Source organism: Bacillus sp. P14.5 (assembly GCF_003316765.1).
Lineage (GTDB): Bacteria > Bacillota > Bacilli > Bacillales > Bacillaceae_B > Rossellomorea.
Genome location: NZ_NIJF01000116.1, coordinates 61,649 through 77,721 on the forward strand (window position 1 = coordinate 61,649; position 16,073 = coordinate 77,721).

The following is a 16,073-nucleotide window of genomic DNA, read 5'->3' on the forward strand; positions in this document are numbered from 1 at the left end:
ATTTTATTTTTAGGGGGATCAAGCAATATGAAAAAACTAATGACAGGTTTGATGGCGGTTGTAATGGCCGGTTCACTGGCTGCTTGCGGTACTTCGGAGGAAACGAGCGGAGAAGGGAAAGAGAAGATCGTGATGGGGACATCGGCAGACTTCCCTCCATTTGAAACGCATGATACTGATGGAGAGATTGTCGGTTTTGATATTGATCTTGCTAAGCATATTACAGAAGAACTTGGCTATGAACTTGAAATCAAGGATATGAATTTTGACGGACTGATCGGGGCGCTTCAGGCTGATACGGTGGACTTTGTGGCTTCCGGGATGTCCGCGACAGATAAGCGAAAAGAGAATGTCGATTTTTCGGTTGAATATCACCGCTCAGGAGAAATGTTCATCACTTTGCCAGAGTCAGAGATTGAGAGCATGGATGATTTAGATGGCACAAAAATTGGCGTTCAACTCGGAACAATCCAGGATGAAGCAGCGAAAAAATTAGCAGGTACTATTGATATAGAAGTAAAGGCATTGGATAAGGTACCCGCTTTGATTCAGGAGTTGAAATCGAAACGAATTGATGCCATTTACCTTGATAAAACAGTAGCTGAGGGGTATATCGAAGAGGTAGGTCTGAAAGGCTTTGATGATGAAAGTTCCGTGTCTCCCGGGATGGCCATCGCCTTTCCAAAAGGAAGCGAACTGGCAGAAGACTTTTCTGAAGTAATCGAAGAAATGAAAGAAAACGGCGAGTTGGAGAAGCTTGAAGAGAAATGGCTGAAGGATGAATAAATATTAATTAAGAAATGAGGTGGCAGGCATGAATTTGGATTTTTCCCAGATCGTGCCTTCTATTCCTTTTATACTGAACGGAGTCTGGGTCACGTTACTTTTCGTTTTAGTGTCGGGAATCGTAGGTTTTATCATCGGAACAATACTATCATTATTCAAGATTGGCAGAATCAAAGTTTTGAAATGGATTGCGGATGCCTACACATCCATTTTCAGGGGAACTCCGCTGATTTTACAGCTGATGCTGATTTATTTTGCCACTCCTCAGCTGACAGGCTATGACATTCCGCCGTTCCTTGCCGGGATGCTTGCATTCGGGCTGAATTCAGGAGCGTATATTTCGGAAATCATCCGTGCGGGTATACAGGCAGTGGACAAAGGGCAAAGGGAAGCAGCCGAGGCGCTGGCAATCCCATACCGTCCGATGATGAAGGATATCATTTTGCCGCAGGCGTTGAAAAATATTCTTCCTGCCCTGATGAATGAATATATTACATTGACAAAGGAATCCGCCATTGTCTCGACAATCGGGTTTTTAGATATTATGAGAAGATCGCAAATCGTCAGTGCCAACACGTATACAGCGTTTGAACCGCTGATTTTTGCCGGGTTCATCTACTACGTCCTCGTGATGGGCTTAACGCTGCTTGGAAGAAGACTGGAAAGGAGGCTGAGACAGAGTGAATAAGGAATATATTAAGATAAACAATCTTCATAAAAAATATGGCAAGCTGGAGGTTTTAAAAGGAATCTCGACCACGATTGGCAAAGGAGAAGTAGTGGCGATCATCGGTCCTTCCGGTTCAGGGAAATCCACGATGCTGCGCTGTCTGAATCTTTTGGAAACACCTACAAGCGGCGAAGTCTGGATCGGTTCGGAGGAGATTACGAATCCGAAAACCGATATAATGAAAGTAAGACAGAACGTTGGGATGGTATTTCAGCATTTCAACCTTTTTCCGCATAAAACGGTCCTTCAAAATGTCATGTATGGCCCGATGGTTGTAAAAGGTGAATCAGAGGCCGAAGCGGAGCAGAATGCGCGGCGGCTTTTGAAGTCAGTAGGGCTGTCGGAAAAAGCAGATGACTATCCGAACCGGCTGTCCGGCGGGCAAAAACAACGTGTGGCTATAGCGCGGGCACTCGCAATGTCACCGGATGTCATGCTGTTTGACGAGCCGACATCCGCCTTGGATCCCGAGATGATCAAAGAAGTGCTTGATGTTGTCAAATCACTTGCGCATACAGGGATGACGATGGCCATTGTCACGCACGAAATGGGGTTCGCCAAAGAAGTTGCAGACAGGATTCTGTTCCTGGACGGCGGGGTACTTATGGAAGACGTGCATCCTGAGGAGTTTTTTCATAATCCAAAGAGTGAGCGTGCCAAAGAATTCCTGGAGAAGGTGCTTTAGTGCTTTAAACCACTAAAAGTATTTTGCCTGGTGACAGTCACTCCCCGAAATATGTCGAACAATTTTTATGTAAGGAGGTTTGAGATGTATGAATGAGATAAAGCAGCGAGTGGCGGAAGAGATTGATGGTTTGAAGACAATTTTTAATGAAATCAGTATTTATATTGGAGAGAATCCTGAGCTTGGTCATGAGGAATTCAAGGCGAGCAAGGTTCTGTCGGAAACCCTCGAGGAATATGGTTTCGAAGTCGAGAAGGGCACATGCGGTTTGCCGACTGCTTTCCGGGCTGTTTTTGACAGCGGGATGGAAGGACCGGTCATTGGGTTTATGGCTGAATACGATGCACTGCCGGAAGTCGGGCACGCATGCGGTCACAATTTGATCGGCACGATGGGCATTGCTGCCGGGATCGGCCTTAGCAAGGTCCTGTCAGAAACAGGAGGCAAGGTGATTGTCTACGGAACGCCTGCGGAAGAAACCCGCGGCGGCAAAGTGACGATGGCTGAGGAGGGAGTATTCGACGAATTGGATGCTGCCTTGATGCTTCACCCTCTCAACAGCTATGTTAAGAGCGGTTCTTCACTTGCGATGGACGCCATCCAATTTGAGTTTTTCGGCAAGCCAACCCATGCAGCGGCCAGCCCGCAGGATGGAATTAATGCACTGGATGCCGTCATCCAGACCTTTAACAGCATCAATGCCCTGCGCCAGCATATCCTGCCGTCCGCCCGCATCCACGGCATCATCACAGAAGGCGGGAAGGCTGCGAATGTAACCCCGGATTATGCTGTAGCTCAATTTTATGTTCGAGGGAAAACCCGTGCTTACGTAAATGAATTGACTGAAAAAGTGAAGAAGTGTGCGGAAGGGGCAGCCCTGCAGACAGGGGCCGAAATGAAGCACTCCTTCTACGAATTTTCTTATGATGACATGATCACCAACTCTGGATTGTCAGATGCTTTTACAGAACAATTGATTGCCCTGGGAGTCTCTCCGTCTGAAATCCAGGATCAGCGCGACGGCAGCGGGTCGCTCGATATGGGCAATGTCAGCCAGGTGGTGCCATCGATCCATCCTTATATCAAGATCACTGACGGAGCCTTTGCCTGCCATACCCATGAATTCCGGGAAGCGGCCATGACGGATCAGGCAAGGGAAGCGATGATACTCGGCGCAAAGGCGATGGCGTTGACTGGGGTTGAGGTGCTGGTTAATAAGGAGCTGTTGGCTAAGGTGAAAGGTGAATATGCCTTGGTTCGTGACAGTCACGCCCCGGAATATGTCGAATAATCATTAGGTGAGTGAAACTCTGTTTAAATTCCATCGTCGGACACCCGGTTCTCTGGAATATTCCCTGCCCAGTTGGTAACTATAAGCTCATACATGTTATCAAGGGAGGAATCAGCATGGCTAAGGGTAATGAAGACAGGATTGCCGAGCAAGAGCGGCAAAAAGTTGTGGAAGCTCAAAATAAGGTTGAGCAGTTTAATGGAGTGGATACTGAGTTTTCGCTTTATGAGGATGTCCAAAAAGCGATGGCGAAAAGCCAGCAATATCAGGCTAAGCATAATCAGCCGACATATGAACCGAATAAACCCTTATAAAAGTAAAAGATCCAATTGTCATCTCATAGTGACAATTGGTTCTTTTTTGTATGAAAATTCAATCATTCGACATATCTCGGGGCGTGACTGTCACCAAAAAAGAAGATGGCACCCTTCACAAACCAAGGATCATAAGTATAATAGGAAATATGATTAAATCGGAAATGTGGTGCTAAACGGGATGAAGATTGATGATGTTGATCGTAAGATTTTGCAAATCCTGACCCAGAATGGCAGGACATCGTATGTGGATATCGGAAAAGAGCTGGGTTTGTCACGGGTATCTGTTCGTGAGCGGGTTAACCAGCTGATTGAAGGCGGAGTGATTGAGCGTTTCAGCGTTGTGATCAATTCGGAGAAGGTAGGAAAGACGGTTTCTGCTTTCTTTGAGGTGGACTGTGAACCTGCGTATCTGGTTGAGGTTGCCGAGAAGTTGGTCGATCTTCCTACTGTTGCAAGCTGCTACCAGATGACCGGTCCTAGCACCTTGCATATGCACGTACTGGTAGATGACTTCTCAGCATTGGAAAACTTCGTCAACAACGAGTTATATGCGCTCGAAGGCATCACCAGGGTGGAGAGCCATATTCTTTTGCGCAGATTCAAGAGCCGGAATGGTTTGAAATTATAAAAATTGCCTGCATAACGGAACCATCCCATTGTGACTTAGAAGGTGCTTGAAGCCTTTCTAAGTCTTTTTTTGTGCTTTTTGAGTGAATCTAATAATACTTCTTTAGTACTTTAAAGCGCTAAGAGGGGCCGTCCCTTTTAGTGATTTAATCCTCTAAAGCAATCAGCAAAGCTCTCATTCTGAAAATCTTTTACTCCTACGCACCATCTATTGTTAAATTTTTCAATTTAAGCAGTAGTTTATCCCTAACAAATCAGGTTGAACATGGGTCTTAATAAACAACTTAATCTTTTTTTCAAAAACACTAGAAATATTCTGAATAATCATTTATAATCGTCCCTAACAACTTTTTACTTCCGTTTGTAAAGTTAAATGATTTTTTGAGCTAACAAACGAAGGTTATCAACTGAAAGTGTTATCTAAAGTAATGAAGCGCTTTCATAATGAGGGGGAGGGAGAACTACATGATAGCTCTGATTTCACGCAGATTTATTCAACTGATCTTATTATTATTCGGGATTTCCTTTCTTGTTTTTGGGAGCATGCACTTGGCACCAGGAGATCCGGCCGCGATAATCGGCGGTCCGACAGCCAGTGATTCCGACATTGCAGCCATCCGGGACAGCCTGGGCTTGAATGATCCATTCCTGGTTCAGTACTGGGATTATTTAAAAAATATCGTCCAGGGAGACTTTGGTTATTCCTACCAGACGAAACAATCGGTATCAGAAGCGATTGCCGTCCGCTTCCCGAACACTCTTAATCTCGCAATTGCGAGTATGATTGTCGCAGTGGTCATCGGGGTCGTTGCCGGTATCATTTCCGCCCTGAAACAAAATTCCTGGCTGGATGTTACCAGTACCGTGTTTGCCCTAGGGGGAATATCCATCCCGAACTTCTGGCTTGGGACCATCCTGATTCTCGTTTTTGCAGTAAACCTTCAAATTTTACCCGTCGGAGGCTTGAGTGCTCCATTCTGGACAGTAGAAGGGATGAAGCAGCTGATCCTGCCGGCAATCACACTTGGAACCGGATCGGCAGCGATGATTGCCAGAATGAGCAGATCTTCCATGCTGGAAGTCATCAGGGCGGACTACATACGTACGGCAAGGTCGAAAGGTGTTAAAGAAAAAACCGTTATCTGGATACACGCACTGAAAAATTCCATGATTCCCGTCATTACCGTCATTGGCTTGAATTTCGGTTTTCTATTAGGAGGAACTATCATCACGGAACAGGTTTTTGCTATCAACGGAGTCGGTAGATTGATGATCGACGCGATTGCGGCAAGGGATTTCCCGATGGTACAGGGTTCAGTGCTCCTGGTTGCGACATTATTCGTTCTAGTTAACCTGATCGTTGATATCGTTTACGTCTTTATTGATCCAAGAATCAGCTACGATTAAGCCGTTAAAGGAAGGAGGAACCATCTTGTCAGCTCAAGCAGTAGTTAATGAAGAAATCAAGCAAGAAACAAAGCAGAAGAAGAAAGAAAAGTTTCTCTTCACAACCTTTAAGCGATTGCTGAAAAATAAACTGGCCGTCATTGGCCTTGTCATCATCGCCATACAACTGATTCTCGCCATTGCAGCACCGGTCATTGCCACACATGATCCTTTAAAGCAGAACTTATCTGCCAGTGAGTTGCCTGCCTTTTCAGAGGGATATTGGCTCGGGACAGATAACTATGGAAGGGATATATGGAGCCGTATCGTCTACGGAGCAAGGATTTCCTTAACGGTCGGTCTTCTGGCTGTGAGTCTAGGGTTGATTGGTGGAGTCACGCTGGGACTGATTTCAGGATACTATCGCCGTCTTGATGGCATCATCATGAGAATCGTCGATTTGCTATTCGCGTTTCCGGGTATCCTGCTGGCGATGCTGATCATTGCCATCTTGGGAACAAGCCTGGTGAATGTCGCCATTGCGATCAGTATCTGGTCAATTCCATCCTGTGCCCGGATTGTCAGGGGATCGGTTCTGACTGTTAAAAAACAGGAGTACATTCAGGCGATGCGCTCGCTGGGAGCAAGTGATCTCAGGATTCTTGTCAAGCACATCCTGCCGAACTGCATGGCGCCGATCATCGTTTTTGCGACAATGAGGATGGCAACCGCCATTCTTTCAACATCGGCTTTGAGCTTCCTTGGACTAGGGGCACAGCCTCCGACACCAGAATGGGGAGCAATGATCGCCCAGGGGCAGAACTTCATGTGGACTTCACCTCATATGACGGTAGTGCCGGGAATCGCAATCATGCTTATCGTTTTTGCTTTTAATGTAGTAGGAGATGGATTGAGAGATGCGCTGGATCCCAATATGGATATGAATCAATAGTTATTGTTGCTATTTAAATAATAGTTGATTACCGCTCGTGGTATCCGGCCACGAGGGGATAGGCGCTGGAACAAGACGCACGCTGGTCCTAAAGGAGAGCGCACACCTTCCGCTCCAATCAAGTTTGAATATAATCAGGCATGACTTAGATAAAAACAACTTACATCTTTTTTAAATAAATGACCTAAAAAATAGGGGGAAAGCTCAATGAAAAAGTGGTTGGCAGTTCTATTGACAGCAATGCTTGCACTAGCAGCAGGATGTTCCAGCAACGCAGGCAGTTCGAGCGGAGGAAGCGCAAGTGGAGGGGATGTACCTCAGGAGCTAACGTATGCATCTACCTCTGATATCGTCGGACTTTCACCGATCGGCACCAATGATTCGGTTTCATCCCGCGTTATCGAACAGGTTTATGAAACTCTTTTCGTCCGTAACCCTGAAACGATGGAAGTGGAACCGAAATTAGCAGAGTCCTATGAAACACCTGATGAAAACACATGGGTGATCAAGCTGAAAAAGGATATCGAGTTCACAGATGGAACTCCTTTAAATGCCGAAGCGGTTAAATACACGTTTGATAAGTTCCGCGATCCTGAAACTGCCGCGCCGCGTGCCTCCCTATTGGAACCGATTTCCGAAGTAAAGGCCGTGGATGAATTCACGGTTGAAATCAAAACAGAAAAGCCATATGGCGCGATGCTGGCAGCACTTTCTCACACGAATGCTTCCATTGTCAGCCCTGAAGCAGATCAATCTCAGGACTTAATGAAGGAACCGGTCGGAACAGGTCCATTTAAATTCGTCAGCTGGACACAGGGCGATCAGGTTGTTTTAGAAAAAAATGCCGGCTACTGGCAGGGTGAGCCGACTCTTGAAAAAGTTACATTTAAAGTCGTTCCTGAAGTCAACACAGCCATCTCCATGCTGCAGACAGGGGATGCTCAGTTCATCGATGCAATTCCATCGGATCAGCTGAAACGTGTTGAATCCTTGAACAATGTCGAAGTCACGAAAAATGAAGGAACACCGATGTATTACATGGGCTTCAATATGGAAAGGGAACCAATGAATGATCTTGAGTTCCGTCAGGCAGCAGCTTATGCCCTCGACCGTGAAGCATATGTAAACAAGCTTAATGGCTTAGGTGTTGAAGGAAACAGTGTCATCGGACCGAAAGTATTCGGTTTTGACGAATCAGCTAATGAAGCGGGATACAGCCATGATTTTGAAAAAGCAAAAGAACTTGTTGAAGCGAATGGATATGGAGATGAGGAGCTCACTATTCTTACAGCGAACACAGAAGCTTACATGATGATGGCAGAAATAGCTCAGTCACAGCTGACAGAAGCAGGATTCAATGTAGAAATCGAATCAATGGAGTGGGGGACGTTCCTGGATACAACAAAAGAAGGAAACTTCGATATCACGTTCATGGGCTGGTCCAACTCGACAGCAGACGGAAGCGAACTTCTATACCCGAATTTCCACAGCGACAACATTGGGTCTTCCAACCGCATGGGATACTCCAATCCTGAGTTTGACAAGTTAGTCGATGAATCCAGACAGAGTGTCGATCAGGAAGTGCGCCAGCAAAAGCTTGATGAAGCCAACAAGATTCTCGTAGAAGATGCGACTGCGGTCATCATGCATCATGGCGTTGTTACAGCAGCTTACGATAAATCCGTTAAAGGACTGGAAGTAGACCCGACAGGACAATGGTCATTATACAACGTTTCTAGAGAGTAGGGATACAATGTCTAACGAATTATTATCTGTAACCAACCTGAATACTGCTTTCCGTACGGCTGATGGTGAACTGTCAGCGGTACGGGGCATCTCGTTTTCAGTCGATAAAGGAGAAACACTGTGCATCGTAGGGGAATCCGGGTGCGGCAAAAGTATCACGTCGCTTTCCATCATGGGGCTGCTGCCGAGCAATGGCTACATTAAAGATGGGTCCATCGATTTTGCCGGCCGAGATTTAACGAAGCTGAAGCCAGAAGAACTCCGCAAAGTACGTGGAAAAGAGATTTCAATGATCTTTCAGGAGCCGATGACAGCATTGAATCCTGTGTTAACGATTGGCTATCAACTTCGCGAACCACTGATGCTTCATAAAAAAATTTCCAAAAGGGCCGCACATAAAGAAGGGATCGAACTATTAAAGCAGGTAGGGATCCCTTATCCGGAAAAACGGATGAATCAATACTCCCACGAGCTGAGCGGCGGAATGAGACAGCGTGTAATGATTGCGATCGCGCTGGCCTGCCGCCCGCAGCTGCTGATTGCCGATGAACCGACAACCGCTCTCGACGTAACCATCCAGGCGCAGATTCTAGATCTCATCCAGGATCTCAAGGACGACCTGAACATGGGGGTCGTCATGGTCACGCATGACATGGGTGTTGTGGCTGAAGTCGCCGACAAAGTAATGGTCATGTACGCTGGTGAAAAAGTGGAGGAGGGAGATGTCGAGAGTATCTTCACAAACCCTCAGCACCCCTACACGCAGGGGCTGCTTCGATCAGTGCCTGATGTAGATGATCCATCCTTTGAGCTGGAAGCAATTCCGGGATCGCTCCCCAATTTGAATGAGAAAATTTCGGGTTGCCGATTCCATCCACGTTGTCCTTTCGCGATGGACTGCTGTAAAACCGAATCACCCCAGGAATACAATGTAAATGGAACTCATCGTGTAAAATGCTGGCTTCAGGAGGTGCAAGAGGATGGAAGTTCTAGAGAAAAAATCGCTACTTAAACTCGATCATGTTCAGAAGTACTTCCCTATTAAAGGAGGATTCCTGAAACGTGTGCAGGGAAATGTAAAAGCTGTTGAAGACGTGAGCCTGGATGTTTATGAAGGAGAAAGTATCGGCATCGTTGGCGAGTCGGGCTGCGGAAAATCAACACTCGGCCGCACCATCCTTGGCCTGGAGGATATTACTAACGGCAAAGTCCTTTATAAAAATAATGAAATTCAAGGATTGAGCGGCAGTAAACGCAAAGAGCTGACAAAAGAAATGCAGATGATCTTCCAGGATCCTTATGCTAGCTTGAATCCGAGGCAGCGGATCGGAAATGCTCTTGAAGAAGTGTTCATTATGCATACAAATCTTTCAAGCAGTGAAAGAAGACAGAAAGTATACGATCTGTTAAAAGAAGTGGGCTTGAAAGAAGAACACTACGACAGGTATCCGCATGAATTCAGCGGCGGCCAGCGCCAGCGGATCGGGATTGCGCGCGCCATTGCATTGAATCCTTCTGTTATTATATGTGATGAGGCGGTCTCCGCTTTGGATGTGTCGGTACAGGCACAGGTGTTGAAGCTTTTGAAAAATCTTCAGGAAAAGTACGGTCTGACTTACCTGTTCATTTCCCATGACCTCGGGGTGGTCCGCTACTTCTGCGACCGTGTAGTGGTCATGTACCTAGGGAACACGGTCGAACTGGCTTCATCCGAACGCCTTTATGCCAATCCGCTTCACCCTTATACAAAAGCACTCCTTTCCTCGATCCCTCGCCCGAAGGTAGGGGCAAGAAAGGACAGGATCCGTCTGACAGGAGAAATTCCCAACCCGGCGAATCCTCCATCAGGCTGTCCTTTCCATACGCGCTGCCCGCTTGCGACAGAGATTTGCAAACAGGAGAAGCCGGAATGGAGGGAGATCGAGAGGGATCACTTTGTGGCTTGTCATCATGTTGAACAGGAGGTTGTAAATTAATGGAGAACATGGACTTTTTATACCACCCGTATTCTTCCCAGCGAAATACGGTATTTTCAAAAAAAGGGATGGTGGCGACATCCCAGCCATTGGCCGCACAGGCAGGACTTGAGATTCTGCAGCGCGGCGGAAATGCGATTGATGCCGCCATTGCGACGGCAGCTGCTTTGACGGTCGTAGAGCCTACATCCAATGGAATCGGCGGTGATGCCTTCGCGCTCGTGTGGGTGAAGGATAAGCTGCATGGCTTGAATGCCAGCGGACCGGCACCTAAATCGATTTCCATTGAAAAAGTCAAAGAACGCGGTCATGAGAAGATGCCGGTTCATGGCGTCATTCCCGTCACAGTTCCAGGAGTTCCTTCCGCGTGGGCGGAGCTGTCTGGGAAATTCGGAAAGCTTTCTTTAAAAGAAGCGCTGGAACCGGCCATCCGACTGGCTGAAGAAGGATACCCGCTGACACCGATTCTCGGTAAGTATTGGTCACTTGCGTACAAAAAATTCAAAGAAATTTTAACCGATGAAGAATTTCAGCCGTGGTTCGAAACCTTTGCTCCTGATGGAAGGGCACCGGAAATCGGGGAGGTCTGGTCGTCGAAAGGCCATGCTTCAACTTTGAGATCCATTGCCGAGACAAACGGAGAAAGCTTTTACAGAGGCGAGCTTGCTGAAAAAATCGGTGCCTTCATGGAGAAGCACGACGGATTTTTATCAGCAGACGATCTGAAGGATTTCCGTGCAGAATGGGTAGACCCGATCAAGACCGATTACCGCGGATATGATGTCTGGGAAATCCCTCCTAATGGGCAGGGATTAGTCGCATTGATGGCATTGAATATCGCAAAAGGCTTCGAATTCCAGGAAAAAGATGCAGTCGATACATACCACAAACATATCGAAGCAATGAAGCTGGCCTTCACCGACGGAAAAGCCTTCATCACGGAGGAAAGCCATATGCCGCTTTCAGTCGATGAGTTGCTATCCGACCGTTATGCATCAGAGCGCCGTGGACTTATTGGCGACGAAGCTCTCACTCCGGAAGCTTATGATATTCCAAGAGGGGGTACTGTCTATTTAGCGGCAGCGGACGATGAAGGCAACATGATTTCATACATTCAAAGCAACTATATGGGCTTCGGATCAGGCGTTGTAATACCGGGAACAGGAATCGGCCTGCAAAACCGCGGCCACGATTTTTCACTGAATCCTGAGCACCCGAACGCCTTGAAGCCTGGCAAAAAGACATATCATACGATCATCCCGGGTTTTCTGACGAAGGATAATAAAGCCGTCGGACCGTTCGGTGTCATGGGCGGATATATGCAGCCGCAAGGCCACTTCCAAGTGGTCAGCAACACAGTCGATTTTCAGCTGAATCCACAGTCAGCTCTAGACGCGCCAAGGTGGCAGTGGATCGAAGGGAAAAAGGTGTTAGTCGAACCAAACTTCCCGACACATATAGCACAGGCGCTCGCAAGAAAAGGACATGAAATCGTGACCGCAACAGATGAGGGAATGTTTGGCAGAGGCCAGATTATCTGGAGAGATGAGAAAACAGGCGTCCTCATGGGAGGAACAGAGTCGAGAACAGATGGAGCCATTGCGGCTTGGTAAAATCATGTCCGGACATCAGAAGAAGCGGAGCGGGGCATACTAACAGTGCCTTCTTCATTGATTGATGTCATGCTCATTTAAGGCTTTTTGAGAAAGTTGCTTAATAGGGTTGTTTCATACAGGTTTATTGATTTCCGCTCCAGGTGCCGACTCCGCGGGGCGGGCGGTGAAGTAAAAGCAGAAGCGGCCGTTCAGCGACGTACAGATTTTAGGGCTCTCGCATGAGATAAAGGAATCACGAAGAGAGAAAGCGATTCGATGATGACTTATCGCAAGGAGAGAGACCGAAATCTGCTAGTCGCTGGCCGCTGGAGCTGGATGAGCCTCCTCAGCTTCGCCTGCGGGGTTACGTTCCAGTGGGTACGTAACCTTGGTCTCACCTGTCCCGCTAGTCCCGCAGGAGGTCGAACACCTTCCGCTCCAATCAATATCAGGCAGGTAAGTATCCAATTGTCAAATAAAGAGTTATTGCCTAACCTGAAGGCGCAACACCTCTTAAAAGCAGCAATTATTAAAATAGCTTAATTATGAGCATATCCAACAACAAGAGGGTGATAAAACCTTGAAGCAGCTTCAATTATTTTTAGCATTTTTCCGGGTGGGGATTTTGGGTTATGGCGGAGGGCCGTCATCCATCCCGCTCGTCCATAAAGAAGTCGTGGAGAAATACAAATGGATGGACGATGATGATTTTTCCGATGTTCTCGCACTTGGAAACGCAATGCCGGGACCGATTGCGACGAAAATGGCGGGATATATCGGCTGGAGAGTCGGCGGTCTAATAGGAATGATCAACGCCGTACTGGCCACAATCATCCCGACAATTATTTTAATGATTTTGCTCCTCAATGTTCTGAATGCTTATAAAGACAAGGCCTGGGTGCAGGGGATGTCCAACGCGGTGGTTCCCGTCGTCGGTGTCATGCTTGGTGTTCTAACCTGGGACTTTATCGTAAAATCCAAGGGTGCGCTGGGCTGGACGGTGACAATCGCAATCCTGATCGGCAGCCTCATTATCATTGAAATGCTGGGCATCCACCCGGCCATCGTCATAATAGGACTCCTTCTATATGCCCTGCTTGGGAAGAGGAAAAAGGTACCTGAGAGAGGGGTGAAAGCCTCATGATCTACTGGGACATCTTTTTAGCCTTCTTCATCCCGGGAATATTGGGTTACGGAGGCGGACCCGCATCCATTCCTCTGGTTGAAAATGAAGTCGTTGACCGTTATGAATGGATGACGGTGAACGACTTCAGTGAAATGATTGCCTTGGCGAATGGTCTGCCGGGACCAATCGCAACGAAAATGGCTGGCTATATCGGCTATGAGCAGGGCGGGATCCTGGGAAGCATAATCGGTGTATTTGCCACCGTCGCACCATCCTTGATCCTTATGATTGTTCTGCTGAGCCTATTGATGAAATTCAAAAGCTCACCAAGAGTCAAGAAAATGACCAACCTGGTCAAACCGACCATCGCCGTTCTATTAGGCGTAATGACATGGGGATTCCTTTCCAATTCCTACGAGGGCATCGGCTGGCTGCAAACCATCCTGATTGCAGTGGCAGCTTTCGTCCTGCTGGAAAAGATGAAGGTGCATCCGGTTTATGTCATTGGCGGGGCATTGGTTTATGGGGCTGTGTTCCTTGCGTGACAGTCACCCCCCGGTATTTGTCGAAAAAACCCCAAGCCAATCCCGGCTTGGGGTTTCCCTTTATAAACAACACTTCTTATATTTCTTCCCGCTTCCGCATGGGCAAGGATCATTCCGGCCGACTTTGTCTTCTTTAACAATAGGGGAAGCCGCCGTTTGAATTCTTTTTTCTTTCTCAATCAGATTCATTTTCGTTTCCTGAAGGGCAGGATGGTCGATTTCGTTCAAAACCACATTAGCATAAAAGGAATGTTCCAAATCTGTAATCATCATGTCGTAGCCCTCTGACAGTTGCTTTTCTACATGAGGAATAGCTTCAACGGATAAGTGCTGGCAAAGAGCGTCCAGGATGTTTGTCCGCATAGAGATATCTTCTGCTTTGGCTAAAAGCCTCAGCAGTGCCTGCTCTGCTTGCGGTGATTTGATTTTGGCCAATACATCCACGCTGTAGATGAACGTGTCTTCATTAAGTGAAATCTTTTCTACTTCTTCAACCACTTCATTTGTCCCGATTTTTATGAGGGCAGAAGAAATTTCCTCCAAAGCTTCATCTCCGTCATCCCTGACGAGTAAGCTTATCAGATCGGGAATGGTGGACTCAGTCTGCAGTTCTCCTGCCATATATACTTGAAACAAACCGATGGAAGGCATAAAGGAATACTCAAGCAGCTCTTTCATCGCGTTTTCGGCTTCCCAATCCTCTATGATTTCTCTATCGATTAACTCATTAACGATACGTTTTCCAAACTGAAGAAGAGAGTGGTTGTAGTCGCCATTATCCAGGTCATTCGCAATCCCGGCGAGCTTCATGAAGAGTCCCTCTTCGTCCATTTCCGGCAGGAGTTTCAATTCTTTTAGGAAAGTGGCGTCCAGGTAAGGTTTTAATTCCCTTTCGTATCGAAGAAGGACAGAGGTTTCCGCATTCTTCAGCAGATTGACATACCATTCTTTATTGGGTTTATCCTTTTCCAGTCTGGAGATCAGTTCTACAACCCCATCCTCATCCACCGGCAAAAAGCTGATATGAGGAAGGATGGAGGATGGGAAAAGAGTTGCGAGCCCGCGGTCATAGGTTTCCAGGGCTTTAAAAAGTGTGTTTGGCTGAGCAAGGTGGCTGTCCTGCAGGATGGTAACAGCATAGTGCTGGATAAATGGGTCATCGCTTAATAAAGCGGATTCGATTTTATGTAAAAAAGTAGACATGGGAACAGTCCTTTCTTTCAATACTAGATTTTAATAAATGGAGATTTTTCACACCCTATTCTTTCATTAGAATAGCCTTAGAGAACTGCTTGAAATCATCTAAGTGAACCTCTACTATTTTCTGAAGGATTTTGAGGTTGAGTTCCTGATAATCATGGACAGCGATATTCCGGAATCCTACCATGGCTTTCATTTTAGCTGAAATGGAATCGGATATGATGTTCTCTTTTTCCAAGAGAGTAAAGGCATCCCGGCTAGTCTGTGGAAGTCCAAGCTTTTTCTCAGCCACCACATGCATAGCCAAATAGATGCTCGCTTCACAAGCACGCTGTATTTTAAGGACAATGGAATCTTGTTTAGTGAAGTTATGAAGTGTTTGAGGGTTATGTTCATATTCTTCGTTGACTCTCTTTATGCAGCGTTCGATGATACTGACCTTGTTAAGAATCACGTCACTTTTCATATATTACTCCACTTTCTTTAATTTTTTGAAGGATGGGCTCACGCTCTTCATTCAGTTTGGCATATTCCTTGAGTACCTTCATTTGAAATTCCATTCTTTTTCGATCATCCATACAATAGATCACTTTTCCAGTGTGAACGACTTGGGCTTGAAAGACAGTGTTGGCTTCATTAAGGTCAATCAAGTCTATATCCTTATTCAATTCTGCTGCCAGTCTTTGCGCTGTCATAAAAATCGTATACTTATCAAGAGCATTCTCGCTTAAAAAGGCTATATCAATATCACTCTCTGGTGTAGAATTCCCTTTAACGGTTGAGCCGAAAATAATAATGAGATAGGGGGAGACAGCTTCCTTAAGGTTGCTTATAATCGTTTTTTTCAAGTCCACGCAAATTGCCTCCTTTTTTTAAAAAAAAGGCTGTTTTCACAAAGATTGTGGTTGTTTAAAAGTAATGGATTTCCGCTCCAGGCGCGCGACTCCGCGGGGCGGGCGTTGAGCCTCCTCGGCTTCGCCTGCGGGGTCTCACCTGTCCCGCTAGTCCCGCAGGAGGTCGCACGCCTTCCGCTCCAATCCTCCTAGCTAAAAAGGAGGAGGATAAAACCCATTCAAAATCAACAATCTTCTAGAAAAGAACCTTAAAAAAG

17 protein-coding genes are annotated in these 16,073 nt (G+C 46.6%); 14 read left to right on the plus strand and 3 right to left on the minus strand.

All coding sequences use genetic code 11. The features are described 5' to 3' along the window. Positions 1–27: 27 nt before the first annotated feature. From B9Z54_RS22775 to B9Z54_RS22845, 14 genes are all read left to right on the plus strand, one after another. Positions 28–786 carry a transporter substrate-binding domain-containing protein gene (locus tag B9Z54_RS22775; protein WP_113930630.1) on the plus strand — a complete coding sequence of 253 codons (759 nt, stop codon included), beginning with the start codon at positions 28–30 and terminating at the stop codon, positions 784–786. A gap of 28 nt (positions 787–814) precedes the next feature. Next, positions 815–1,474 (plus strand): amino acid ABC transporter permease, encoded by a 660-nt coding sequence (locus B9Z54_RS22780; protein WP_113930631.1) that lies wholly within the window; start codon positions 815–817, stop codon positions 1,472–1,474. Further along, entirely contained in the window at positions 1,467–2,201 is a 735-nt protein-coding gene (locus tag B9Z54_RS22785; protein WP_275887840.1) for an amino acid ABC transporter ATP-binding protein, read from the plus strand. Before B9Z54_RS22780 ends, B9Z54_RS22785 begins: the two co-directional genes overlap by 8 nt. A gap of 88 nt (positions 2,202–2,289) precedes the next feature. Further along, on the plus strand, positions 2,290–3,492 hold the full coding sequence (locus B9Z54_RS22790) for a M20 family metallopeptidase (protein ID WP_113930632.1): 1,203 nt from the start codon (positions 2,290–2,292) through the stop codon (positions 3,490–3,492). Between the two features lie 116 nt (positions 3,493–3,608). Then, the gene (locus B9Z54_RS22795; protein WP_113930633.1) at positions 3,609–3,806 is read left to right on the plus strand and encodes a hypothetical protein; all 198 of its coding nucleotides are present in this window, start codon (positions 3,609–3,611) and stop codon (positions 3,804–3,806) included. Positions 3,807–3,987: 181 nt separating this feature from the next. Next, a complete protein-coding gene (locus B9Z54_RS22800) occupies positions 3,988–4,437 on the plus strand; it encodes an Lrp/AsnC family transcriptional regulator (RefSeq protein ID WP_113930634.1) in 450 nt (149 codons plus the stop codon). 464 nt (positions 4,438–4,901) lie between these two features. Then, positions 4,902–5,843 (plus strand): nickel ABC transporter permease, encoded by a 942-nt coding sequence (gene nikB / locus B9Z54_RS22805; RefSeq protein WP_113930635.1) that lies wholly within the window; start codon positions 4,902–4,904, stop codon positions 5,841–5,843. 25 nt (positions 5,844–5,868) lie between these two features. Further along, on the plus strand, positions 5,869–6,774 hold the full coding sequence (locus tag B9Z54_RS22810) for an ABC transporter permease (protein WP_187444491.1): 906 nt from the start codon (positions 5,869–5,871) through the stop codon (positions 6,772–6,774). Positions 6,775–6,981: 207 nt separating this feature from the next. Beyond that, complete coding sequence (locus B9Z54_RS22815) at positions 6,982–8,520, plus strand: glutathione ABC transporter substrate-binding protein (protein WP_113930636.1); 1,539 nt, start codon at positions 6,982–6,984, stop codon at positions 8,518–8,520. Positions 8,521–8,527: 7 nt separating this feature from the next. Then, a complete protein-coding gene (locus B9Z54_RS22820; RefSeq protein ID WP_113930637.1) occupies positions 8,528–9,532 on the plus strand; it encodes an ABC transporter ATP-binding protein in 1,005 nt (334 codons plus the stop codon). Further along, positions 9,501–10,496: an ABC transporter ATP-binding protein gene (locus B9Z54_RS22825; RefSeq protein WP_113930638.1), complete on the plus strand. Its 996-nt coding sequence runs from the start codon at positions 9,501–9,503 to the stop codon at positions 10,494–10,496. Before B9Z54_RS22820 ends, B9Z54_RS22825 begins: the two co-directional genes overlap by 32 nt. An 8-nt stretch (positions 10,497–10,504) precedes the next feature. Next, on the plus strand, positions 10,505–12,109 hold the full coding sequence (locus B9Z54_RS22830; RefSeq protein ID WP_113930832.1) for a gamma-glutamyltransferase family protein: 1,605 nt from the start codon (positions 10,505–10,507) through the stop codon (positions 12,107–12,109). Between the two features lie 562 nt (positions 12,110–12,671). Beyond that, positions 12,672–13,235, plus strand: a complete 564-nt coding sequence (locus B9Z54_RS22840) for a chromate transporter (protein WP_113930639.1) — start codon at positions 12,672–12,674, stop codon at positions 13,233–13,235. Beyond that, positions 13,232–13,762 (plus strand): chromate transporter, encoded by a 531-nt coding sequence (locus B9Z54_RS22845; RefSeq protein ID WP_113930640.1) that lies wholly within the window; start codon positions 13,232–13,234, stop codon positions 13,760–13,762. Before B9Z54_RS22840 ends, B9Z54_RS22845 begins: the two co-directional genes overlap by 4 nt. A 60-nt stretch (positions 13,763–13,822) precedes the next feature. On the opposite strand, the gene B9Z54_RS26295 is transcribed toward B9Z54_RS22845, so the two are convergent. The 3 genes from B9Z54_RS26295 to mntA are packed head-to-tail and all read right to left on the minus strand — an operon-like array spanning position 13,823 to position 15,816. Next, positions 13,823–14,965: an SEC-C metal-binding domain-containing protein gene (locus B9Z54_RS26295; RefSeq protein ID WP_275887841.1), complete on the minus strand. Its 1,143-nt coding sequence runs from the start codon at positions 14,963–14,965 to the stop codon at positions 13,823–13,825. A gap of 55 nt (positions 14,966–15,020) precedes the next feature. Continuing rightward, positions 15,021–15,428 carry a type VII toxin-antitoxin system HepT family RNase toxin gene (gene hepT, locus B9Z54_RS22855; protein WP_113930641.1) on the minus strand — a complete coding sequence of 136 codons (408 nt, stop codon included), beginning with the start codon at positions 15,426–15,428 and terminating at the stop codon, positions 15,021–15,023. Continuing rightward, positions 15,418–15,816, minus strand: a complete 399-nt coding sequence (mntA, locus tag B9Z54_RS22860) for a type VII toxin-antitoxin system MntA family adenylyltransferase antitoxin (protein ID WP_481747818.1) — start codon at positions 15,814–15,816, stop codon at positions 15,418–15,420. Before mntA ends, hepT begins: the two co-directional genes overlap by 11 nt. Positions 15,817–16,073 lie beyond the last annotated feature (257 nt).